At 65.9% G+C, this 23,229-nt stretch carries 20 protein-coding genes; 13 read left to right on the top strand and 7 right to left on the bottom strand.

The window, feature by feature from the left end; genetic code table 11:
* Positions 1-269: 269 nt before the first annotated feature.
* Positions 270-488, top strand: a complete 219-nt coding sequence (gene rmf / locus IB255_RS00495; RefSeq protein WP_081519407.1) for a ribosome modulation factor — start codon at positions 270-272, stop codon at positions 486-488.
* Positions 489-591: 103 nt separating this feature from the next.
* Here the strand turns inward: rmf and IB255_RS00500 are convergent, their stop codons facing one another.
* Together IB255_RS00500 and IB255_RS00505 are read right to left on the bottom strand one after the other, a co-directional pair.
* On the bottom strand, positions 592-1,617 hold the full coding sequence (locus IB255_RS00500) for a quinone-dependent dihydroorotate dehydrogenase (RefSeq protein ID WP_081519406.1): 1,026 nt from the start codon (positions 1,615-1,617) through the stop codon (positions 592-594).
* Positions 1,618-1,670: 53 nt separating this feature from the next.
* Entirely contained in the window at positions 1,671-1,892 is a 222-nt protein-coding gene (locus IB255_RS00505; protein ID WP_081519405.1) for a DUF2835 domain-containing protein, read from the bottom strand.
* Between the two features lie 149 nt (positions 1,893-2,041).
* Here IB255_RS00505 and IB255_RS00510 point away from each other — a divergent pair, with 149 nt between their 5' ends.
* Positions 2,042-2,923, top strand: coding sequence for a DUF6685 family protein (locus tag IB255_RS00510; protein ID WP_081519404.1), 882 nt, complete (start codon positions 2,042-2,044; stop codon positions 2,921-2,923).
* A gap of 9 nt (positions 2,924-2,932) precedes the next feature.
* Here the strand turns inward: IB255_RS00510 and IB255_RS00515 are convergent, their stop codons facing one another.
* Positions 2,933-3,346 (bottom strand): helix-turn-helix domain-containing protein, encoded by a 414-nt coding sequence (locus IB255_RS00515; RefSeq protein WP_225594633.1) that lies wholly within the window; start codon positions 3,344-3,346, stop codon positions 2,933-2,935.
* 121 nt (positions 3,347-3,467) lie between these two features.
* Here IB255_RS00515 and IB255_RS00520 point away from each other — a divergent pair, with 121 nt between their 5' ends.
* Complete coding sequence (locus IB255_RS00520) at positions 3,468-3,680, top strand: DNA-binding protein (RefSeq protein ID WP_081519403.1); 213 nt, start codon at positions 3,468-3,470, stop codon at positions 3,678-3,680.
* On the opposite strand, the gene IB255_RS00525 is transcribed toward IB255_RS00520, so the two are convergent.
* On the bottom strand, positions 3,671-4,201 hold the full coding sequence (locus IB255_RS00525; protein ID WP_081519402.1) for a hypothetical protein: 531 nt from the start codon (positions 4,199-4,201) through the stop codon (positions 3,671-3,673). The two genes, IB255_RS00520 and IB255_RS00525, sit on opposite strands and share 10 nt — an antisense overlap.
* Before the next feature lie 199 nt (positions 4,202-4,400).
* Between IB255_RS00525 and IB255_RS00530 the strand changes: the two genes are divergently transcribed.
* On the top strand, positions 4,401-4,616 hold the full coding sequence (locus tag IB255_RS00530) for a hypothetical protein (RefSeq protein ID WP_081519401.1): 216 nt from the start codon (positions 4,401-4,403) through the stop codon (positions 4,614-4,616).
* Positions 4,617-5,013: 397 nt separating this feature from the next.
* Here IB255_RS00530 and IB255_RS00535 read toward each other — a convergent pair whose 3' ends face one another.
* Positions 5,014-9,876 carry an NAD-glutamate dehydrogenase gene (locus IB255_RS00535; RefSeq protein WP_081519400.1) on the bottom strand — a complete coding sequence of 1,621 codons (4,863 nt, stop codon included), beginning with the start codon at positions 9,874-9,876 and terminating at the stop codon, positions 5,014-5,016.
* Positions 9,877-10,181: 305 nt separating this feature from the next.
* Here IB255_RS00535 and IB255_RS00540 point away from each other — a divergent pair, with 305 nt between their 5' ends.
* The 8 genes from IB255_RS00540 to IB255_RS00575 all read left to right on the top strand — a co-directional run bounded on the left by IB255_RS00540 (position 10,182) and on the right by IB255_RS00575 (position 19,077).
* A complete protein-coding gene (locus IB255_RS00540) occupies positions 10,182-11,054 on the top strand; it encodes a DUF1353 domain-containing protein (RefSeq protein ID WP_081519399.1) in 873 nt (290 codons plus the stop codon).
* Positions 11,055-11,115: 61 nt separating this feature from the next.
* A complete protein-coding gene (locus IB255_RS00545) occupies positions 11,116-12,075 on the top strand; it encodes an AAA family ATPase (RefSeq protein WP_045211803.1) in 960 nt (319 codons plus the stop codon).
* A gap of 1 nt (position 12,076) precedes the next feature.
* Positions 12,077-13,021 (top strand): DUF58 domain-containing protein, encoded by a 945-nt coding sequence (locus IB255_RS00550; RefSeq protein WP_081519398.1) that lies wholly within the window; start codon positions 12,077-12,079, stop codon positions 13,019-13,021.
* Positions 13,018-13,515 (top strand): DUF4381 domain-containing protein, encoded by a 498-nt coding sequence (locus IB255_RS00555; RefSeq protein ID WP_081519397.1) that lies wholly within the window; start codon positions 13,018-13,020, stop codon positions 13,513-13,515. The genes IB255_RS00550 and IB255_RS00555 overlap by 4 nt, the downstream gene beginning before the upstream one ends.
* Complete coding sequence (locus IB255_RS00560) at positions 13,508-14,542, top strand: vWA domain-containing protein (protein WP_081519396.1); 1,035 nt, start codon at positions 13,508-13,510, stop codon at positions 14,540-14,542. Before IB255_RS00555 ends, IB255_RS00560 begins: the two co-directional genes overlap by 8 nt.
* Positions 14,539-16,299, top strand: a complete 1,761-nt coding sequence (locus tag IB255_RS00565; RefSeq protein WP_192209700.1) for a VWA domain-containing protein — start codon at positions 14,539-14,541, stop codon at positions 16,297-16,299. Before IB255_RS00560 ends, IB255_RS00565 begins: the two co-directional genes overlap by 4 nt.
* Complete coding sequence (locus IB255_RS00570; RefSeq protein WP_081519394.1) at positions 16,296-17,939, top strand: BatD family protein; 1,644 nt, start codon at positions 16,296-16,298, stop codon at positions 17,937-17,939. Before IB255_RS00565 ends, IB255_RS00570 begins: the two co-directional genes overlap by 4 nt.
* Positions 17,940-17,976: 37 nt before the next feature.
* Entirely contained in the window at positions 17,977-19,077 is a 1,101-nt protein-coding gene (locus IB255_RS00575; RefSeq protein WP_081519393.1) for a chlorophyllase/cutinase-like alpha/beta fold protein, read from the top strand.
* A gap of 360 nt (positions 19,078-19,437) precedes the next feature.
* Here the strand turns inward: IB255_RS00575 and IB255_RS00580 are convergent, their stop codons facing one another.
* Positions 19,438-19,854 carry a carboxymuconolactone decarboxylase family protein gene (locus tag IB255_RS00580; protein ID WP_081519392.1) on the bottom strand — a complete coding sequence of 139 codons (417 nt, stop codon included), beginning with the start codon at positions 19,852-19,854 and terminating at the stop codon, positions 19,438-19,440.
* A 112-nt stretch (positions 19,855-19,966) separates the two neighbouring features.
* Here IB255_RS00580 and IB255_RS00585 point away from each other — a divergent pair, with 112 nt between their 5' ends.
* Positions 19,967-20,764 carry a cyclase family protein gene (locus tag IB255_RS00585; protein WP_192209701.1) on the top strand — a complete coding sequence of 266 codons (798 nt, stop codon included), beginning with the start codon at positions 19,967-19,969 and terminating at the stop codon, positions 20,762-20,764.
* A gap of 69 nt (positions 20,765-20,833) precedes the next feature.
* Here IB255_RS00585 and IB255_RS00590 read toward each other — a convergent pair whose 3' ends face one another.
* Positions 20,834-23,215, bottom strand: a complete 2,382-nt coding sequence (locus IB255_RS00590; RefSeq protein ID WP_081519390.1) for an efflux RND transporter permease subunit — start codon at positions 23,213-23,215, stop codon at positions 20,834-20,836.
* Between the last annotated feature and the right edge of the window lie 14 nt (positions 23,216-23,229).

Genomic DNA, 23,229 nt, shown 5'->3' on the forward strand with positions numbered 1-23,229 from the left:
CAAGCTCCCGCCCCTGGCGGGTTATGCCGTACTGGCATTTTGCAAACCGGGCGAACCTTATGGCCCAAACCCATAAGAGTTACGTCCTTATGACAAATTGGTCATTCACAGCCCCGGAACCTTTAGATAGAACTCGGGGTAATCCTTCACCGCAATGGTGTCGGGCGGGGCGCGTCACGCCGGCAATGCGCCCCATTGGCGGAATATTCCGCCCGGCCTCCCTGGGGGGCCAACGGGACATAACAGTCAACAAGTGAGGGCAACACCCTATGAGAAGACTTAAGCGTGATCCGTTGGAAAGAGCCTTTTTGCGTGGTTATCAGCACGGCATTACTGGAAAATCTCGCGACCTCTGTCCGTTTACCCATCCCACTACCCGGCAATCCTGGCTCAACGGCTGGCGTGAGGGCCGCGGCGACAACTGGGATGGTTTGACCGGCGCCGCCGGTATTCAACGAGTGAACCAATTGCAGCACGCAACAGGCTGAATCCAGGGTCACCCACGACTTCCCCAAGCCGCCCCATCCGGGCGGAAAAGGGCGCAAGCCCAAGGGCTCCGAAAGGAGCCCTACTTATTTCTGCTACCTGTCCTTACGCCCGCTTGGCCGCCGCAATGGCGTCCACCGCCTCGCGGATCAGTGCCGGGCCCTTGTAGATGAACCCCGAATAGATCTGCACCAGGCTCGCACCCGCAGCGATCTTCTCCGCCGCATGCGCGCCTTCGGTGATGCCGCCGGCGGCGATGATCGGCAGACGGCCGCCCAGCTCACCAGCCAGCACCTTGACGATATGGGTACTCTTCTCGCGCACCGGAGCGCCCGACAGGCCACCCGCCTCGTTGCCGAACGGCAGGTGCTCGACGCCTTCGCGGCCCAGGGTGGTGTTGGTGGCGATCACCGCGTCCATACCCGACTCGATCAGCGCAGCGGCGACCATCGCGGTCTCCTCATCACTCATGTCCGGCGCGATCTTGATCGCCAGCGGCACCCGGCGGCCGTGCTGCACGGCCAGGTCTTCCTGGCGCAGGCGCAGCGCTTCGAGCAGTTGCTTGAGCGAATCGCCGAACTGCAGGCTGCGCAGGCCGGGGGTATTCGGCGAACTGACGTTGACCGTGACATAGCTGGCGTGGGCGTAGACCTTGTCCAGGCAGATCAGGTAGTCATCGACCGCGCGCTCGACCGGGGTGTCGAAGTTCTTGCCGATATTGATGCCCAGCACGCCCTTGTACTTGGCCGCCTTGACCCGTTCGATCAGGTGATCGACGCCGTGGTTGTTGAAGCCCATGCGATTGATGATCGCGGTAGCTTGCGGCAGGCGGAAGATGCGCGGCTTGGGGTTGCCCGGCTGCGGACGCGGGGTGACGGTGCCGATCTCGACGAAACCGAAGCCCAGCTGGGCGAAGCCGTCGATGGCATCGCCATTCTTGTCCAGGCCGGCGGCCAGCCCCACGGGGTTGGCGAACTCCAGCCCCATGACCTTTACTGGCAGGCTTTTGGGTGCTTGCGTCAACAGGCCGTTGAGGCCCAGACGGCCACCCGCGCCGATCAGGTCGATGGACAATTCATGGGAGGTTTCCGGGGAGAGCTTGAACAGGAGCTCGCGGGCCAGGCTGTACATGGTCGGGCATCGGTCGGCAAAATGGGGCGCTATTATAGCCAGCCCGCCCTCGCTCACGCGAGGCGACGCAGCGCCAGCAGCCGCCCGGAATCGTCGAATTCCAGCTCGAAGCTGCCGTGAACTCCGGAGTGAGTGACGAATGGACGCAGGTGATGCGCCGGCAGATTGACCCGCCGACCATCACGACCGGTCACCTGGACCCGATTGGCATGCCCGCGATAGAGCGCTTGCAGCCGGTCCGCCGACAGGGATATATCCAGCACAACGCAAGCCATGGAGGCCTCCAGCAAGTGAAGGAAAGAATTTTGCCACAACGCATGCGCCCAACAGCGCCAGGGTTTTCTATGCTTAGGGCAATTCGCCGCGCATCGGGCCCGGCGCTTCCTGCACTGACCAGCCGGCCATCGGGAGTCTTGCGTCGTCCATGAGTCAACCACCTCGCCCCCGCAGCGTGACCAGCCGGCTGGCCGCCCTCGCCCAGCGCCTGGGCATCGGCAGCGCCGATGGGCGCAACGTAGCCGAACGCAGTCGGAGCCTGTCCCTGCCCTTCGAACCGCTGCCGGACTGGCCTGCCGGCCTTGGCTGGCATTCCGGCGCGCCGCTCTACCGGCTGATCGACCTGCCGCGTGGCGCGCTGTCCGGGCCGGTGCAGGAAGACAAGGCGCGCATCCATAGCGTTCTCACGCGCCTGATGGCCTGCCACCGCGAAGAGCATCCCGCCGTCGATATTCGAAGCATCGATGGTCTCTGCTGCCGCAGCCTGCTCGACAGCCCCCTGGCGGGGCTCGAAGAGCTTTCCAACTGCGAGCAGTGCCGCAAGGTGCGGATCATCAGCTACAACGACTTCACCAAGGTACTGGGCGTGGCCCTGCCCGGCTTCGAGCGCAAGGCACCTCTGCAATTGCGCAGCGCAGGCTGGCACGGCGCGCGGTTGTTCTGGGACGACGACAATCACCCCTGCGAACTGGCCAATGCGGTGGTCTACGCCCGCCGCCGTGGGCTGGAGATCATCCTGCCCGCGAGCATCCAGCGCTTCGAACTGCAAGTCACGGTACTGGATGAGCTGGAGCGCGACTTCCACATGCTGGCCATGCCGGCCAAGGCCTGGAGCGACGCGTCGTTCATGGAGCTGTTGCTGGAGACCGGCATGCCCTATGCCCGTTTCGGCCTGTTCAACTCGGAAACCCCGGAGAGCCTGCTGCTGCCTCGGGACCATCCGCAGTCCGATGCCTTCGGCCAGGGACTGCGGGAGGCCGGCGCGCCGGATGTGATCGCCTACCTGCGCCGTGCTGGCAAGGCGGGCTGACCCGCAGCGTCACTCCTCGAGCGTATTTTCACCGAGCTGGCGCTCTTCCTCGTCCAGGCTTTCCAGCACCTCATGATGCCGGGCTCGCCACTCTTCCAGGCTGAGCCCCAGGGTCGCCAGCAGTTGCGGATTGCTCTTCACCAGGTAGACCGCCGCGCGCTGGGCGGAGTCCTCCACCTTCCAGTCCACCTCGTCCGAATCGATCGGCCCTTCATAGGTGATCCAGCGGGCGAAGTCCGGGTACACGCTGCAGACCTTCTGGAAATCCAGGTCACGCATGCGCTGGTTGCCGTACTCGATGTTCTCCACATCCTTGGCCTTCATGCCGACCGTCTCGGCGAAGGCGCGGCGCGACAGCCCGGTCAACGAGCGAAGCGCCCGTAGTCTTTCTCCCGCAGTAAACAGGAAACGTTTCTTCATCATGCGTCATCCATCTCCGAGACTGCCAAAGCCCGGAAAAACACCCTAACAATTAGGATAAATTCGCGATCCAGGCCGTAGCGGAGGCCGTGGATCAAAGCGACGGGATGGTGCGGGACACAGCATGAACGATGAAAGCGGATTCAGCCCTGACCTGCTCGCAGGTGGCTATTACGTGACGCCTCAGCGCTTTGCGGAGCTGGTCGGTCTCAAAGATCGTCCCGCCATTGTGCAAGGCTGGATCGATGAGGGGGCGATACCGACACGCCGCCTGGGCGGCCAGGTTCTCGTCGACCTGGGCGCCCTGCTGCTGATGACCCAGCCGGATCAGGCCTGATCCGATTCCTGGGCGGCCTGCAGCGCCGGTACGGCGGGAATGCCGATGTCCACGCAGAGTGCCAGGACGCGCTCCAGGTCATTGCGGTAGACCAGCACGCACTGCAGTTCGGTATCCAACGGCTCGCTGAAGTCCACGAGCACGTAGCCGCCTTTTTCCGGGTAAAGCGCGCCGAGCTGGGTCTGGATGCGGTTCAGCGCGGCCAGCGGCTCGGTCTTGCGCAGTTGCTTGGCCTGCAGCACAAAGCTCACGCTCGGGTCGAAGGAAGCGCGGATCTCGCCGAACAGCTCTTCAAAGCTGTCGCCCATGAACAGCACGATTTCCGGCAGGCTGCCCACCACCACCCACTCACCCAGCGGGATGGGGAAGTCCTCGTCGTAGTTGATGTCCGGATTGGCGACGAGGAAGGCCGCCGGATCGGCGTAGGCCTGCGAAGCTTCGTCGGCGATCTGCTGGATCTCCTCTTCGCCCAGGCAGCCGGAGCTGATCAGCGTAAGAAGTTCGGCAAGTTGCGCTTTCATGGGGAGGTCCTGCAGAGAGATGAACAGCCGGAAAGGATATCCGTATTCGCTGTAAAACGCCGCAGCCGGGAACTTTCTGTCAGAAAAAGGCGTCCGAAGTCGCCAGAAACGATACCCACTATTGAACGGGATGATTTCTGCTCGCTTCGAGCGGTTGATAGCCTGACAACCATCCCGAACCAGCCTGCGTGTGAAAACCATGAACCGTGCCCTCGCCCTTCTCTCCATGACCCTGCCTTTGTGGCTGGTGGGCTGCGCCAGCCAGCCGGCGCCGCAGCAAGAGCCCTACAGCGATGAGCAAGTGAAGTCCTTCGCGCTGAAGATGCTGGGTGCCAGCAACCTGTCCGACGAGCTGTACGCCAAGTACCGTCGGGCACTGACCGAGCCGCACGAGGATGGGCGGAGCGGGAGCTGACCCTGCTGGTTGTCGCTGTTATCCGCTCCGTTTCTGTAGCAACGGAGCTTCTCCGCGAAGCCATCGCGGCGGAATGCGTTCCTCCTCTGGAGTTCTGAAGTCCTACGTGCCTACTGATTGGCACGCTCTTACCTTGATGTTCGCGAGCAAGCTGCGTCCTGCCGCTGCCACCGGCGGGTGCTTTCGTAGGATGGGTCGAGCCTAGACGATACCCATGCTGTCGGTGCGCCGGATCGATGGGTATCGCTACGCTCCACGCCATCCTACGGTGGCGCTCCATCGTGATACTGGTGCGGGGCACGGCATGGCCCGCTCCTGCAGGATTCCCCTCATAGCCGAAAAAAAGCCCCGCACGAGGCGGGGCTGGAGCATGAAAAGGCTTTAAAGGCGTTGAGCGTCAGACCGGGCAGGAGCCCTGCTGATTGCTCTGCGCCAGGTCGAGCAGCTCGCGGTTGGCCACGGCGTACATGGCGTAGTCGGTGCTGGTGGAAGCCCGCAGCTCGACGAGCATGGCGCGCCAGCGGGCCACCATCGGGGCGTGCTGGTCCAGCCAGAGCGCCACGCGCGCATCGATCTCCGCCGGGCCGTCCTGCATCTGCAGCACGGAGACGGTGATCGCCCGCTGCTGCCAGTCCAGGTCGTCGCGGAAGGCTTCGCGGGCCAGCGCCTGCCAGTTGTTCTCCACCGGCAGGGAGCTGATCTGCTGCAGGTACCAGGTCAGCTCCAGCTCGCTGCCCAGGGCGAAGTAGGCGCGCGCCACGTCGGCCGGGTCGCGGCCAGTGACGTCCGCCGCTTCGATGATCGGCAGCAGGGTGTAGAGGTGGCTGGTACCGGCGACCATGCGCGCCAGCAACTCGGGCACGCCAGCGTCGACGTAAGCCTGGTAGCGTGCCTGCCACAGCTCGCGGGTCGGGCCTTCGAGCAGTTCGTTGAGTTTCAGGCCCAGGGCGGCGATACGCGGGCCGAAGTGCGCGACGTCGCGGGCGGCGTCCTGCTCGTTGCGACGGCTGCGCAGGAACCAGCGGGTCGCGCGGCGGCCCAGGCGCATCAGTTCGTCCATCAGGGTCAGCTGCACTTCCGCCGGCACCTGATAATCCAGCGCCTCGATCTGGCGGAACCAGTGCGGCAGATGGAAGACATCACGCACGATCACGTAGGCACCTGCGACGTTCGCCGGCGTCATGCCGGTGGACTCCTTCAGGCGCTGCACGAAGGTGATGCCCATGTGGTTGATCAGGTCGTTGGCGATCTGCGTGCTGACGATCTCGCGCTTCAGGCGGTGCTTGCGCATGGCCGGGCCGAAGGTGTCGACCAGGGTCTGCGGGAAGGCCGTCTCCATGTCGCGGGTCAGGTAGTCGTCGTCCGGCACCAGCGAGCCCAGCAGCTGTTCCTTCAGATCGATCTTGCTGTAGGAAATCAGCACGGCCAATTCAGCGCGAGTCAGACCCTGTCCGGCAGCGATACGCTCGGCGAGGCCCTCGTCGGTGGGCAGGAATTCCAGCGCGCGGTCCAGCTTGCCGCGGCCTTCCAGGTCGCTCATCAGGCGCTTGTACTCGGCGATGCGCTCGCGGGCGCGGCGCTCGGCCAGGGACAGCGCCTGGGTCTGCTTGTAGTTGTTGCCCAGCACCAGGTCGGACACCTGGTCGGTCATTTCCGCCAGCAGCTTGTTGCGCTGCTTGCTGGTCATGTCGCCGGCGGTCACCACCTCGTTGAGCAGGATCTTGATGTTCACCTCGTGGTCGGAGCAGTCCACACCACCGGCGTTATCGATAAAGTCGGTGTTGCAGGCGCCGCCATTGAGGCCGAACTCGACCCGCGCCAGCTGCGTCATGCCGAGGTTGCCGCCCTCGCCCACCACTTTCACCCGCAGGTCGCGGCCGTCCACGCGCAGGCCGTCGTTGGCCTTGTCGCCGACGTCGGCATGGGTTTCATCGCTGGACTTCACGTAGGTGCCGATGCCGCCGTTCCACAGCAGGTCCACCGGCGCCTTGAGCAGCGCGTGGATCAGCTCGGTCGGGGTCAGGCGCTCTGCATCGATGTCGAAGCGTGCGCGCACTTCCGGGGTCAGGGTGATGCTCTTGGCGCTGCGCAGGAAGATGCCGCCACCGGCGGAGATCAGCGAGGCGTCGTAGTCGGCCCAGCTGGAGCGCGGCAGGTTGAACAGGCGCTGGCGCTCGGCAAAGCTCGCCGCCGCATCCGGGTTGGGGTCGAGGAAGATGTGCATGTGGTTGAACGCGGCAACCATCTGCAGCTTGTCCGACATCAGCAGACCGTTGCCGAACACGTCGCCGGCCATGTCGCCAATACCGATGACGGTCACGTTGTCCTTCTGCACATCGATGCCGCGCTCGCGGAAGTGGCGCTGCACCGAGACCCAGCCGCCACGGGCGGTGATGCCCATGCCCTTGTGGTCGTAGCCGGCGGAGCCGCCGGAGGCGAAGGCGTCGCCGAGCCAGAAGTTGTAGTCGGCGGAGATGCCGTTGGCGATGTCGGAGAAGGTCGCGGTGCCCTTGTCCGCCGCCACCACCAGGTAGGGATCGTCCGGGTCGTGGCGCACCACGTTGGCCGGCGGCACGATCTGGCCTTCCTTGATGTTGTCGGTGATGTCCAGCAGCCCGGAGATGAAGATGCGGTAGCAGGCGATGGCCTCGGCCTGGATTTCATCGCGGCTGCCGCCAACCGGCAGGCGCCGCGGGATGAAGCCGCCCTTGGCGCCGGTGGGCACGATCACCGCGTTCTTCACCTGCTGCGCCTTCACCAGGCCCAGCACTTCGGTGCGGAAGTCTTCCTCGCGATCGGACCAGCGCAGGCCGCCACGGGCCACGTCACCGAAGCGCAGGTGCACGCCCTCCACGCGCGGGCAGTAGACGAAGATTTCGAACTTCGGCGTCGGCCGCGGGATTTCCGGGATGGCCTTGGGGTTGAACTTGAAGCTGAAGTAGCTCTTGTTCTGCCCGGCCGCGTCCGGCTGGTAGAAGTTGGTGCGCAGGGTGGCCTTGATCAGGTCGAGGTAGCGCCGCAGGATGCGGTCCTCGTTGAGCACCTGGACATCGTCCAGGGCGGTGAGGATGGCCTGCTCCAGCTTTTGCTGCTTGTCTTCCAGGTCCTCGGCGGTGAGCTTGCGGGCCAGGTAGAAGCGGGTCTTGAACAGGCGCACCAGTTCGCGGGCGATGTCCACATGGGCGTTCAGCGCGCTGGCGATGTAGCCCAGATCGAAGCCCAGGCGAATCTGCTTGAGGTAGCGGGCGTAGGCGCGCAGCAGCGCCACGTCGCGCCACGGCAGGCCGGCGGTCAGCACCAGGCGGTTGAAGGCGTCGTTCTCGGCATCGCCGTTGACGATGTGGACGAAGGCGTCCTGCAGGGTCTCGTTGAGCTCCTGGATGTTGACGTCCAGGCCTTCGGCGTAGGTGAAGGCGAAGTCATGGATCCAGTATTCGCGGCCGTTGGTGTGGCGCAGGCGGTAAGGGAACTCCCCGAGCACGCGCAGGCCGAGGTTCTCCAGGATCGGCAGGACGTCGGACAGCGCCAGCGGCGTGTCGGCGTGGTACAGCTTGCAGTGCAGCTGCTGCTCGCCCTGGGCCAGCGGCTGGTAGAAGCTCATCACCAGCGGGCGGCTTTCGGACAGGCTGGACAGGTGCTGCAGGTCCACCACCGCGAAGTGCGGGGCGAAGCGTTCGCGGTAGCCCGCCGGGAACCCTTTCGGGAAATCTTCCAGCAGGTTGTTGCCCTGCCCTTCGCCGAAGTTCTCCAGCACCAGCGCGGCGTAGTCGTCCTGCCAGGAGCGGCAGGCCTGGATGGCTTCCTGCTCAAGCTGGGCGGCGTCGACGTCGATGCGGTTCTTCGGGTCGACGCGCAGGATGAACTGCACGCGGGCCAGCGTGGACTCGGAGAAGAAGGTCCAGAACTCGCAGTCGCTGGCCTTCAGGCGCTCCATCAGCACCTGCTGGATCTTCATCCGCGTTTCGGTGGAATAGATGTCGCGCGGCACATAGGCCAGGCAGTAGGCGAAGCGGCCGTACGGGTCCTTGCGCAGGAACAGGCGGATCTTGTTGCGTTCCTGGATCTGCACGATGGACATGGCGGTGTTGTACAGCTCGTCCACCGGGGTCTGGAACAGGTCGTCGCGCGGCAGCACCTCGAGGATCTGCGCCAGCTCCTTGCCCAGGTGCGCCTTGCTGTCGAAGCCGGAGTTCTTCAGCACCGCAGCGACCTTGCCACGGATGAACGGGATGTCGAACACGCTCTCGGCGTAGACCGCCGAGGTGTACAGGCCGAGGAAGCGGAACTCGCGGACGACCTTGCCCTTGGCATCGATTTCGCGGATCGAAACGTAGTCCGGGTAGGCCGGACGGTGCACGCGGCTGGGCTGCGAGGCCTTGGCGAAGGACAGCAGCACCGGCTCGCGCAGGTACGCGACCGCGTAATCCTCGATGTGCAGGTCGTCCTTGTTCAGGCCGGCGCGCAGGGTGCGGGTCAGGCCGAGGAAGGCCTTCTCGTCGTACACCAGGTGGCCGCCGTCGGCCTCTTCCTGCACGGTGAATTCTTCATAGCCGAGGAAGGTGAAGTGGTTGTCCAGCAGCCATTCGAGGAAGGCGCGCACCTCGGCGGTTTCTTCCGCGCGGGCCTTTGCCTTGGATTTGCCCAGCCAGGCCAGCAGCTCTTCGGCCTTGGTGCGCATGGCCGGGAAGTCGGCGACGGCCAGGCGGACTTCGCCGAGCACGTCCAGCAGGGCCTTCTCCAGGGTGCGCAGTTCGCCGGCCTGGGAGACACGATCGATCTCCAGGTACATCAGCGATTCCTGGTGCACGTCCTTGCCGGTGCTGTTCTTCGGCAGGATTTCCAGCAGCTCGCCCTTGGCGTTGCGACGCACGCTGAGCACGTTGGTCTGCAGGGTGTGGATGCTGTAGCCGCGGCGGTTCAGCTCCATGCGCACCGAGTCGACCAGGAACGGCTGGTCGGGGTGCAGCACCTGCACGGCCGTGTGGGTGGACTGCCAGCCGTGCTTTTCGTAATCGGGGTTGTACACCGCCACTTCGGGCTGGGCGGGGTCGAAGCGTTCCAACAGGCGCCAGGAAGACAAGGTGCAGCCGACCAGGTCGGACAACCTGCGCTGGGTCAATTCGTCGAGGGAGATGAAGCCGAAGAACTGCTCGGCGAACAGGGCCACTTGTGGCAGACCCTTGTCGTCGACGTGCTGCGCCAGGGCCGCTTTCAGTTGTTGCTGGAAGTCGGCTTTGCTGGCTGCGGTGAAGAACGCCATGTTGTTACTCCGCTGGGCTCGTTTTGTTGGATTGAGCGTAGAACGCATATCGTCTTGTGTCGGGCCACAGGTATAGACGGGCAGTGTGACCCTCGATTGACAGCCCCGACCGGGCGGTCACCGATCCCACCGAGCTTATCGGGAGTCACCCGGCGCTGGCTTACGGGGCTGCGACATATTCGGTCAACGGCATGCAGGCGCCATGTCCACGCAGAGACGACCGATTTCGCAGTACGATCGTTCCGCATCTGCCGCAGGAAATATCAAAGCGCTATCATGGCGATTCCTGCCCTGGAACGGACGCCATGCAACGCCACCCGCCCCTGCACCGCCCATTGCTGCGCCACCTGGACAACCTGCTGGTCACCCTGCTGGGCGTGGCGCTGCTGGTGCTGGCCTGGCTGTTCCTTGACGAGGCCGTGCGGCCGCTACTGATCGGCGCCGTCCCGGTCTATCTCGGCGTACTGCTGCCGCGCATCGTCGGCCGCGCCGAACGCCTGCGCCGTGTCGAAGCTGCGCGCGAGCGCTCGGTGCGCGAGTGGGGCTTCTGCAGCCGCGACCGCAACGGCCCGTGGATCAACTACATCGACTTCCCGCTGGTCTGCGAGGACCCGGTCTTCGACGGCCGTTTCTTCTATAGCGAGTGGCTGGTGGTTCACGACGGCCGCATCATCATCAACCCAGGCCCCGCCAGCGTGGACCTCGCTGCCGGTACCGTGGGCTACGACTTCGGCTGCACCCGCACCTACGCCTGGGACGGCTGCTCGCCGAAGGTGCCGTTCTTCTGGGTCGCCACGCTCGGTACGCCGGACTGGTGGGAACACCTGGAAAGCGTGCAGTGCCTGCGCCATGGCCAGCAGAAGGAGCGCGTGATGTTCTGGCCGGTTGCGCACCACGCCAGCCTGGTGCATGACGCGCTGTACCAGTTCCTCAACGTTGCCCCGGTGACCAAGGCCGAGGCGGACGAGCTGTTCCACCGCATGCTGTTGCGCGCCGGCATGCCGCGCCTGGCGGCCTGGGTCTACCGCTTCGCGGTGGTCCATGGCGGCGCGCGCGACATGCGCCGCCAGCGCAACCCCAATACCTCGCTGCGCTGCCTGACCCCACTGCCCGGCCTCGAAGTCCATCGGGAACCACTAGCGCCGCACAAGGCTCGAAGCGCAGCGCTGCAAGAGTGACGGCCGATGCAGTAAAGTAGGCGGCCCGACAGCCCCACCCTTCGTCCAGGAAATCCACGCGATGGAACATCGTGAGTCGCTCCTTGCACTGCGCCAGTATCTCTCCAGCCAGATCCTCGGCCAGGAAAAGCTCATCGAGCGGCTGCTCATCGCCCTGATTGCCGACGGCCACCTGCTGGTGGAAGGCGCACCGGGGCTGGCCAAGACCAAGGCGATCAAGGACCTGGCCGAAGGCCTGGAGGCCGAGTTCCACCGCATCCAGTTCACCCCCGACCTGCTCCCGGCCGACATCACCGGCACGGAGATCTATCGCCCGGAAAACGGCAGCTTCGTGTTCCAGCAGGGGCCGATCTTCCACCACCTGGTGCTGGCCGACGAAATCAACCGCGCGCCGGCCAAGGTGCAGTCCGCCCTGCTCGAAGCCATGGCCGAGCGCCAGGTCAGCGTGGGCCGCAGCACCTATGACCTGCCGCCGCTGTTCCTGGTGATGGCGACGCAGAACCCCATCGAGCAGGAAGGCACCTACCCGCTGCCCGAAGCCCAGCTCGACCGCTTCCTCATGCACGTGAAGATCGGCTACCCGGAAGCCTCCGTGGAGCGCCGCATCCTCCAGCAGGCCCGAGGCGAAGCGCTGCATGGCGAGACGAAGCCGGAGCGCCGGGTTACCCAGGAAGCCATCTTCGCCGCCCGCCACGAAATCCTTGGCCTGTACATGGCCGACGCCGTGGAGGAATACCTGGTGCAGCTGATCATGGCCACGCGCACCCCGGCCAAGTACGACGCCGAGCTCGCCGAGTGGCTGTCCTACGGCGCCAGCCCGCGCGGCTCCATCGCCCTGGACCGCTGTGCACGCGCCCATGCCTGGCTGGCCGGACGCGACTTCGTCAGCCCCGAGGACATCCAGGCGATGCTCTTCGACGTGCTGCGCCATCGCCTGATCCTCACCTTCGAGGCGGAAGCCGCCGGGATCGACCAGGACCGTGTGGTCCAGCGCATCCTCGACGTGGTCGCCGTCGCCTGACATGCACAACGTCCTGGCGCCCGGCGTGGCCGTCTCGCTCGGCGAGCTGATCGAGATCCGTCACCGCCTGCGCGAAGTCCAGCTGTTCTCGACGCCCTCGCGGCGCAGCCCGTTGATCGGCCTGCATCACTCGCGCCTGCGCGGCCGCGGCGTGGACTTCGACCAGGTGCGCGTCTACCAGGCCGGCGACGACGTGCGCACCATCGACTGGCGCGTCACCGCGCGCACCCAGGAGCCGCACACCAAGCTGTTCCATGAGGAACGCGAGCGTCCGGTGTTCGTGCTGGTCGAGCAGAGCGCCCGGCTGTTCTTCGGCTCCGGCCTGTGCTTCAAGTCCGTACTCGCCGCCCGCGCCGCCGCCTTCGTCGGCTGGGCCGCGCTGGCGCACAATGACCGCATTGGCGGGCTGGTGTTCACCGACAGCGAATGCCACGAGATCAAGCCACGGCGCAGCAAGCAGAGCCTGCTGCAGTTGTTCAACCTGATCGTGCGCGCCAACAACGCCCTGCTCGCCGGCTCCAACCTCAGCCACACTGGCGACGGCTTCGGCATGGCCCTGCGCCGCGCCCGCGAGGTGCTGCGCCCCGGCAGCCTGATCATGGTGATGTGCGACGAGCGCGCGCTCAGTGACGTCGCCGAGCAACAGCTGTCCCTGCTGGCGCGCCACACCGACCTGGTGATGTTGCCGGTGTCCGACCCGCTCGACCATGCCCTGCCCGCCGCCGGCCTGTTGAGGTTCGCCGAGGGTCAGGCGCAGCTGGAACTGGACACCCACATCGACGAGCAACGCCTGGCCTACCGCGCCCTTGGCGAAGCGCGCCGCGAACGCTGGCAGCGCCTCGCCCTGCGCCTTGGCGTGCCGCTGCTGCCGCTGACCACCCAGGAAGAACTGGTGGAACAACTGCGCAACCTGCTGGAACAGCACCAGCCGGGCTACGCGAAATGAATCCCCTCGACCAGCTGCAACCGCTGATCGAACCCGCCGCGGTGCCCTGGTGGCCGCCGGCGCCGGGCTGGTGGCTGCTCGCCGCGCTGGTGCCGCTGCTGCTCTGGGGGCTCTGGCGCAACCGCCAGCGCTGGCTGCCCAGGCGCAAGGCCAAGGTGGTTGCCGAGGTGGCACTGGACCCGCTGCGCGAAGCCGCGCTGGAGGAACTCAAGCGCCTGCCACGCCCTTACGACCGCGCGCCGGCCGGCCCCTGGCTGCAATCGCTCAATGGCCTGCTCAAGCGCCTGTCGCGCGCCCGCTGGCCGGAGAGCCACAGCCATACCCTGAGCGGCCGCGCCTGGCTGGCCTTCCTCGATACGCGTTGCCCGGCCGCCGGCCTGACCCGCTGGATGATCCTGGTGGAAGGCGGCTACCGCGCCGAGTGCAAGCTGGACGACAAGGCCATCGACGGCCTCGCTGCATCGGTGGAAACCTGGGTGCGCAAGCATGTTTGAGTTCGCCTGGCCCTGGATCTTCCTGCTCGCCCCGCTGCCCTGGGTGATGCGCTTCATCCTGCCGCCGGCCGACAACGGCGAGGCGGCGATCAAGGTCAGCTTCCTCAAGGAACTCGAAGGCCTCGCCGGCCGCCGTGCCCGCGCACGCCTGCCGGCGTGGCGCCAGCAGGCGCCCTTCGCCCTGCTCTGGCTCTGCCTGCTGCTGGCCGCCGCGCGCCCGCAGTGGGTCGGCGAGCCGCTGCCGATCCCGGCCACCGGCCGCGACCTGCTGGTGGCGGTCGACGTCTCCGGCTCGATGGATTACGCCGACATGACCTGGGACGGCGCGCAAGTCAGCCGCCTCGACCTGGTAAAGAAACTCTTCGGCGACTTCATCGAGGGCCGCCGGGGCGATCGTGTCGGATTGATTCTGTTCGGTACCCGCGCCTACCTGCAGGCGCCGCTGACCTTCGACCGCCACACCGTGCGCATCTGGCTGGACGAGGCGCTGATCGGCATCGCCGGCAAGGACACCGCCCTGGGCGACGCCATCGGCCTGGCGGTCAAGCGCCTGCGCCAGCGCCCGGCCGAGAGCCGCGTGCTGGTACTGATCACCGACGGCGCAAACACCGCCGGCGAGATTTCCCCGCAGACCGCCGCCAAACTCGCTGCCGAGGAACAGGTGAAGGTCTACACCATCGGTATCGGCGCCGATCCCAAACAGGGTGGCGTCGCCGGGCTGTTCGGCCTCAATCCGGGGCTGGACCTGGACGAACCGACACTCAAGGCCATCGCCGAAAGCACCGGCGGCGAATACTTCCGTGCGCGCAACGGTGAAGAGCTGCAACGCATCTCCGACAGCCTCGACCAGCTCGAACCGGTGGAACAGAAGCCGACCCAGGCACGCCCGGCCATCGCGCTGTACCGCTGGCCGCTGCTGCTGGCCCTGCTGATCAGCGCGGCGCTGGTCGTCGGAACGTTGTGGCCGCCCGAGGACTGGCGCTGGCCGGCCTGGACGGCGCGTCTGCAGAAGGAGCGCCGGCCATGAGCCACGTCTGGCCGCACCTGCTGCACCCGCTCTGGCTGATCCTGCTGCTGCCGCTCGGCTGGCTGCTGTGGAAACTCTGGCACCGCGAACGCCGCGCCGGCCGCTGGCAATTGCTGCTGCCACCGGCCTTCCATCCGTGGCTGCTGTCCGGCGGCAGCGGCCGCCATGAGCGCCGCCCATGGATCTACCTCGGCATCGCCTGGCTGCTGGCCGTGCTCGCCCTGCTCGGCCCAAGCTGGGAGCAGGTGGAGCAACCGACCATGGAGCGCAGCGACCCTCTGGTGGTGGTGCTGGAACTCACCCCGCAGATGCTCGCCACCGACCTCAAGCCGACGCGCCTGGAGCAGGCCCGGCACAAGCTGCTCGACCTGCTGCAGAGCCGCAGCGACGCGCAGACCGCCATCGTCGTCTACGCCGGCAGCGCCCACACGCTGGTGCCGCTGTCCAATGACCTGGGCACCGCGCGCAACCTGCTGGACGCCCTGAAGCCGTCGATCATGCCCGAACCTGGCGAGCGCGCCGACCTTGCCGTGGCCCAGGCGCGCCGACTGCTGGACAATGGCGCCGAAGGCAACGGCCGAATCCTGCTGATCACCAGTGCGCTGGACGCCCGCGAACGCCAGGGCATCCGCCAGGCCCTCAAAGGCAAGGGCAAGGACTTGCTGCTGCTCGCCGTCGGCACCCCCGGCGGCGCGCCCATCGCCCAGGAAGACGGCACCTTCCTCAAGGACGACCAGGGCAACATTCTCGTGCCGCGGCTGGACGAAAACTCGCTGCGTGCCTTCGCCACCGACATGGGCGGACGCTTCCAGCGCCTGCGCGCCAGCAGCAGCGACCTGCGCTCCCTCGGCCTGCTGGACAGCACCCAGGGCCTGCAGGTGAGCGAGGAAGATGCCCTGCTGCGCCTGCAACGCTGGGCCGACCAGGGCTACTGGCTGCTGTTGCCGCTACTGCTGCTCGCCGCCTGCGCCGGCCGACGCGGCTGGCTGTTCAGCCTGCCGCTGTTGCTGCCGCTGCTGTGGGCGTCGCCTCAGGATGCCAACGCCTTCGAGTTCAACGACCTCTGGCTGCGGCCGGACCAGCAGGGCCAGCGCCTGCTCGACGCGGGGCACCCCGCCGAAGCCGCCGAGCGCTTCGACGACTTCCGCTGGAAAGGCCTGGCGCTGTACCGCGCCGGCGACTATGTCGACGCCGCCCAGGCCTTCGCCCAGGGCGATGAGGCCGCAGACCACTACAACCGCGGCAACGCCCTGGCGAAACAGAACGAGCTGGAGGCGGCCATCGACGCCTATGACCAGGCGCTGGAGCGCGAGCCCGAGCTGGAGTCGGCCAAGCGCAACAAGGCGCTGCTCGAAGACCTGCTGCGCCAGCGCAAGGACAACCCCGCGGGCGATGGCACCGACCAGCCTCCGCAGCAGAACCAGGACCCCGCCCAGAGCAGCGATCCCCAGGCCGCCAAGCCGCAGGACCAGCAGCAAGAGGAAGAACATTCCAGCGAACGCGACTCGCAGCCGGCACCGGCAGCGAAGAACCCTTCGCAGGAAGCCGACCGCCCCTCCGCCAGCCACAGCGACAAGCCCGGCGAGGACGCCCGCGAAGAACAGGAAACCAACCCGGAAGATGCCGGTCCACTAGGTGACGAGCGCCGTCAGGCCCTGGAACAGTGGCTGCGGCAGATTCCCGACGATCCGTCCGAGCTGTTGCGCCGCAAGTTCTGGTACCAGCAACAGCAGCAGCGCCAGGAACCCAACCCATGAAAAGGCTGATCTGCCTGACCCTGCTCTGCCTCGTCGCCTTCCGCGCCGAGGCCAGCCTCACCGCCAGCGTCGACCGTGCGCGCCTGAACCAGGGCGAGAGCGTCGAGCTGACGCTGGAATCCGACGACCCCACGCTGTTCGGCAAGCCCGACCTGAAGCCGCTGGACGAGCAGTTCGTGGTGCTCGGCACCCGTCAGGTCAACCGCCTGACCACGCTCAACGGCAAGTCCCAGGCCACCACGCGCTGGATCATCACCCTGCAGCCGCGCAACGAAGGCAAGGTGGAAATCCCGCCGATCCACCTGGGCGGCAATGCCAGCGAACCGATCAGCCTCGACGTGCTCAAGGCCGAGGACAGCGCCGAGGGCCAGAAGCTCGCCCCGGTGTTCATCGACGCCAGCGTCGACCGCGAGGAAAGCTGGGTGCAGGCCCAGGTGATCCTCACCCTGCGCATCTACCACTCGGTGTCGTTGTACGACGACAGCAGCCTCAGCCCGCTGCGCATGAACGACGCCCGCGTCGAGCAACTGGGTGAGGCGCGCACCTACGAGAAGGACATCAACGGCGTTCGCCACGGCGTGATCGAAGTGCGCTACGCGATCTTCCCGCAGAACAGCGGCACCCTGGAAATCCCCGGCCAGACCTTCAACGCCACCCAGGTCGCGCAGCGCCGCAACGAGGACAACAATCCCTTCGGCCCGCCAACGGGCAAACAGATTCGAGTGGTCTCGCCGAGCATCCCGCTGCAGGTCGATCCCAAGCCCGCCGATTACCCGAAAGACGCACCGTGGCTGCCTGCCCGCTCGCTCAGCCTGACCGAGACCTGGAGCCCGCAGCCGGAAGAGGCCAAGGCCGGCGAGTCGCTGACCCGCAACATCATGCTGCGCGTGGAAGGCCTCTCCAGCGCCCAGCTGCCGCCGTTGCCCATCAGCCTGCCCGAAGGCCTGCGCCATTATCCGGACCAGCCGCAGCTGGCCAACGAGGCCAGCGACCAGGGCATGATCGGCAGTCGCGAAGAGCGTGAAGCACTGATCGCCGACAAGGCCGGCCCGGTGGAGCTGCCGCCGGTGGAAATCGTCTGGTGGAACACCCAGGAGCGCCGCGTCGAGCGCACCAGCCTGCCGGCGCGCACGCTGCAGGTCGCTGCCAACGCACAGCTCGAAGAGCACGCCGAGCCCCCCGCCGCGCCCAGCGAAGCGCCGGTCAGCGACACGCTGCTGTGGCCCTGGCAGCTCGCCTGCGCCCTGCTCAGCCTGACCACCCTGCTCGGCTTCGGCCTGTGGTGGCGCGCTCGTAGCCAGCCGGCGGTGATCCGTGTGGCGCAGGCTGGCCCCAGCACCCGCACGCTGCTCGACGAACTGCGCCGCGCCTGCCAGGCCAACGATTCCCACGCCACCCGCCAGGCGCTGGATGCCTGGGCCCGCCAGCAGCCGGAAACCCTGGCCGACATGGCGGCGCGCTTCGTGCCATTGTCCGATGCGCTGGACGGTCTGAACGGCGCGCTCTACAGCGACAGCGAAGGCGGCCGCAACTGGCAGGGCGAAGACCTCTGGCGCGCCATCCGCACCCTCCCTGGCGCCGACCCGGACGCGCCGCCAGCGCCGGAAGCCAGCAGCCTGCCGCCGCTCTATCCCCGCTGACAGCTATGCTGGAGGCATCCCCGCCAGAGGTGCCTCCATGCCCGCCCACCGGCTGACTCCAGCGCTGGCCGCCGGCCTGCTGCTGATCTGCAACCTGCTCCAGGCAGCCCCGCTGAGCACTGCCGAGGTCCTGCCACCGACCCAGCCACTGCAGGGCCCTGGCGGCTCGAACTATGCCCACGCCGACGTGCGCCAGTGGCACTTCACCACCGACGGCAACGAGTACTGGGTGTTCACCCCGGACCGCCCAGTCCCGTCCACGGCGCCCGTCGTGGTCTTCACCCACGGCTGGAGCGTCATGCAGCCCGACCTCTACCGCGCCTGGATCGAGCACATCGTCCGACGCGGCGCCATCCTCATCTACCCGCGCTACCAGGCGACGCTGAAGACGCCGGCGGCGGAGTTCCTGCCCAACGCCGCCGACTCCGTGCGCCGCGCTCTCGCCGATCTGCAGGCAGGCAAGCTGGGGGTGAAGCCGGAGCTGGAGCACGTCGCCTATATCGGTCACTCGGCGGGCGGCCTGATCGCCAGCGGGCTGGCAGCCTCCTGGCAACGCCTCGGCGTGCCACAACCGCGCGCGCTGATGGCAGTTGAGCCGGGCAAGAGCAGCGGCCCGCGCTGGCGGCAGGTGCCACTGGAACCACTGGCAAACATTCCCGCCGGCACCTTGCTGCTGGCTGTTTGTGGTGATGAGGACGAACGCGTCGCCTGCGATGACGCGCGACGCGTCTACGCGGAGAGCACCCAGGTCGCATCGCGCGACAAGGACCTGCTCCTGCTGCGCAGCGACCGCCACGGCAGCCCGCCGCTGCTGGCCAATCACGCAGCGCCGACCGCGCCGCGTTTCGATCCGCGCTACCCGCCCAGCGACTCTTCCAGCTGGCTGCTCAACCGCGTGCAGGAACGTGTGAAGCAGCGGCTCAAGCAGGGGCAACCCTCGGCGCACAATGCTCTGGCCACCGATGCGATGGACTGGTTCGGACCGTGGAAGTTGTTCGATGCGCTGTGCGATGCGGCCTTCTACGGCCAGGACCGCGACTACGCGTTGGGCGGCGGGCCGGCGCAGCTATCCATGGGGCGCTGGAGCGATGGAACTCCGGTCAAGGCGATCCAGCGGTTGTCCCAATCCCGCCCCTGATGGTTCGGGCGCAGGGCGGGTTCGCGAGCAAGCTCGCTCTTACAAAGAGCCACGCCGCTCTGGCTCTGATGAGACTTCCAGAGAAACATCCGCACGCGCCGAATGCCCCGTTCAACGAGGGTATTTTTCGCCTAAGCGAAAAACCGGATGTCCGGGGCAAGACCTTTGCCTTCTTTGGGTGGGGCGGCCATCCGTCGTTTGCCAAAGAAGGTCGCCCGAGGGGGAGAAACACGGAGTCCACGCGCATGCTGAAGCGGCGCCGAAATACCCAAGTCGAAGCAGCAAACCTGCAACACCAGAAAAACGTCGGCCCTGCCGACGGATCGCGGGCATGGCCCGCTCCTACAGGGCCCAGTCGACTCAGTTGGCGCTGCTCTCCATCACCGCGCCCTTGAACACATCGTCCAGCGGCACCTGGTAGCCGATGGCAAGGCGGTTGGTCTCGTTGGCCATGGCCACCACCGCCATCAGCTCGCCGAGCATGGCGTCGTCCATCCCGGCCTTGCGCGCCGCGGCGCCGTGGGAGCCGATGCAGTAATTGCAGTTGTTGGTGACGCTGACGGCGACGTAGATCAGCTCCTTCACCAGCGGATCGAGCTGCCCCGGCCCCATGACTTCCTTGAGACTTTCCCAGGTGCGCTTGAGCGTCTGCGGATGGTTGGCTAGGGCCTTCCAGAAGTTGTTCACCCAGTCGATCTTGCGGGTCGCCATGATGTCGTCGTAGACGTCACGGACTTCAGGACTGGCTTCGGCGTACTCGATGAGCTGGAAGGACATGGGGTCTCCTAACGGAAAGGAATAAGAAAAGCAGAATTCAGAATTGGATGGCGGATCAGACGATGGAGAAAGATAAGGCGCTTTCTCCCATCCCCGTCAAGGAATCAGACCCATGCAACGCCTCCCCGCCCTGCTCTTCACCGCCGCCCTGCTACCCGCCGCAAGCCAGGCTGCCCAGCCCGGCCTGTGGGACACCTACGCCAGCCTCAAGCAACACACTTTCGTCGACCTGACCCACTCGTTCGACAACAACACGCCGCACTGGAAAGGCTTCGAACCCATGGGCCGCAAGACGCTCTACACCGTGGACAAGGATGGCTTCCAGGTGGAGCTGTACAGCCACGTCGGCCAGTGGGGCACCCACGTCGACCCGCCGGTGCACTTCCACAAGGGCCTGCGCAGCGTCGACCAGCTCGATGTGAAGGAGCAGTTCCTGCCGCTGGTGGTGTTCGACATCCATGAACAGGTGGCGAAGAACCCCGACTACGTACTCACCCTCGCCGATGTGAAGGCCTGGGAGGCCAGGCATGGTGCGGTACCGGAAGGCTCCTTCGCGGCGCTACGCACCGACTGGTCCCAGCGCTGGCCAGACCAGGCGAAGATGCAGAACCAGGACGCCAAGGGCGTGGCGCACTATCCGGGCTGGAGCAAGGAGGCGCTGGTGTACCTCTATGAGACGCGCAAGATCACTGCATCGGGCCACGAGACCACCGACACCGATCCGGGCATCGCCACCAGCAAGGACGACTATTCGCTGGAGTCCTACATCCTGGGCACCAACCACTACCAGATCGAACTGCTCGCCAACCTCGACAAGGTGCCCGAAGCCGGCGCGCTGGCGGTGGTGAGTTTCCCGAAGATTGCCCAGGGTACGGGCTTCCCGGCGCGGGTGTTTGCGATTCTGCCGTGAAGTCGGCCCCTACGAAGATCATAAAAAAACGCGGCCCGAGGGCCGCGTTCTTTATTGCTCGAGCGTCGATCAGTGAACCAGGATCGAAGCCTTCTTCTGGCGCACCTTCTCCGGGTTGATCAGGAAGCGCGCCAGCGCCGGCAGCAGCCACAGGGCGCCGAACATGTTCCAGAGGAGCATGAAGGTCAGCATCAGGCCCATGTCGGCCTGGAACTTGATCGCCGAGAAGATCCAGGTGGCGACGCCAATGGCCAGGCACAGGCCGGTGAACAGTACTGCTTTGCCCGTGGACTTCAGGGTCTCGTAGTAGGCTTCCTGCAGGGACAGGCCCTGGCGCAGGAAGGACTCCAGGCGGGTGTAGATGTAGATGCCGTAGTCCACGCCGATACCCACGCCCAACGCGATCACCGGCAGGGTCGCCACCTTCACGCCGATGCCCAGGGTCGCCATCAGCGCGTTGCCCAGTACCGAGGTGAGGATCAGCGGCAGCACGATGCACAGCGTCGCGGCGAAGGAGCGGAAGGTGATCAGGCACATCAGCGCAACGCAGATGTACACCAGGATCAGGATGGTCAGTTCCGAGTGCTTGATCACGTCGTTGGTGGCGGCCTCGATACCGGCGTTACCGGCGGCGAGCTTGAACTTCAGGTCGTCCTTCTCGTTGGCCTTGGCGAAGTCCTGAACGACGGCCACGGCGCGGTCGAGGGTCTCGGCCTTGTGGTCGTTGAGGAACACCAGCAGGGGTGCCAGCGAGCAGTTGCTGTTGAACAGGCCTTCGGCGCGGCTGATGGAGTTGTTCAGCACGTCCTGGTTGCGCGACAGCGACTCCCACTTCAGGTTGCCTTCGTTCATGCCCTTGATCATCTGCTTGGAGACGGTGACCAGGGAGATGGCCGACTGCACGCCCTGGGTGTTCTCCAGGCGCCAGGCCAGCTCGTCGATGGCGGACAGGGTCTTGTGGGTGGAGCAGCCTTCGGCCTCGGACGCCACCATCACCACCAGCACGTCGGAACTGGTCGAGTAGTTGCGGATGATGAAGTCGTTGTCCAGGTTGTAGCGCGAATCCGGACGCAGTTCCGGCGCGCCCTGGTCGAGGTCGCCGATCTTCAGGTGATGGCCCTGCCACATGCCGCCGGCGAACATCGCCAGGGCAATGACCACGGAAATCGGCGCCACCGACGGGCTGGCGAAGTTGGACAGCGCACGCCAGAAGGGATGGTCGCGCACGGCGTCTTCCTTGCTACGCTGTACCGCCTTCTTGCTGATGCCGATGTAGGAAATGGCAACCGGCAGCAGGATCAGGTTGGTGAACACGATCACCGCCACGCCGATGGACGCGCCGATGGCCAGTTCGCGGATCACGCCGATGTCGATCACCAGCAGGGTGATGAAGCCGACGGCGTCCGCGAGGATCGCGATCATGCCCGGCAGGAACAGCTGGCGGAAGGTGCGGCGGGCGGCCAGCAGCGGGGTTTCCGCGTCACTGGACTGCAGGGCGATACCGTTGATCTTCTGCACGCCATGGGAAATACCGATGGCGAAGATCAGGAACGGCACCAGCATCGAGTAAGGGTCCAGCCCGAAGCCGATGATGTGCAGCAGGCCCAGCTGCCAGATCACCGCCACCAGGGTGGTGGACAACACGGCAATGGTGGAGCGCACGCACTTGGTGAACCACAGCAGCAGCACCAGGGTGATGACGAAGCAGATGCCGAAGAAGCCGACCACCATCAGCAGGCCGTCGATCAGGTCACCGACCTTCTTGGCGAAGCCGGTGATGTGGATCTTCACGTTGGGGTTCTGCAGCTGGTACTTGTCGCGGATCTTCTCTTCCAGCTCATGGGAGAACTGGCGGTAGTCCAGCTTCATCAGCTTGCCCTGGTCCTTCGGGTCCGGGTAGACCTCCAGCAGCGGCACGTCGACGATGCTCGACTTGAAGTTGTTGGCCACCAGGCGGCCGATCTGGCCGGACTTGAGCACGTTGTTGCGCAGCAGGTCCAGGGCCTTGGCGGAACCGTCGTAGGTCTGCGGGATCACCTCGCCACCGGCGAAGCCTTCCTCGGTCACTTCGGTCCAGCGCACGCTCGGGCTCCACAGCGACTTCATGCCGGAGCGGTCGACGCCGGGGATGTAGAAGACCTCGTCATGGATCTGCCGCAGCGTCTCCATGTATTCCTTGGTGAAGATGTCGCCATTCACCGCTTCCACCGAGATGCGCACGGTGTTGCCGAGGTTGGCCAGGTCGTTGCGGTGCTCCAGCATGTTCTGGATGAACGGGTGCTGCAGCGGGATCATCTTCTCGAAGCTGGTGGACGGACGCACTTGCGTGGCCGACCAGGCGAGGAAGACGGTCACCAGCAGGCACGCGATGATCACGAACGGCCGGTGGGTGAAGATGATGCGTTCCAGGAAAGTCGCCTTGTCCTGTTGATGCTTGTTCAGAGCGTTCATTGCGGCTCCCCGGC

The sequence above is a fragment of the Pseudomonas sp. PDM22 genome, from assembly GCF_014851965.1.
Taxonomy (GTDB): Bacteria; Pseudomonadota; Gammaproteobacteria; order Pseudomonadales; family Pseudomonadaceae; genus Pseudomonas.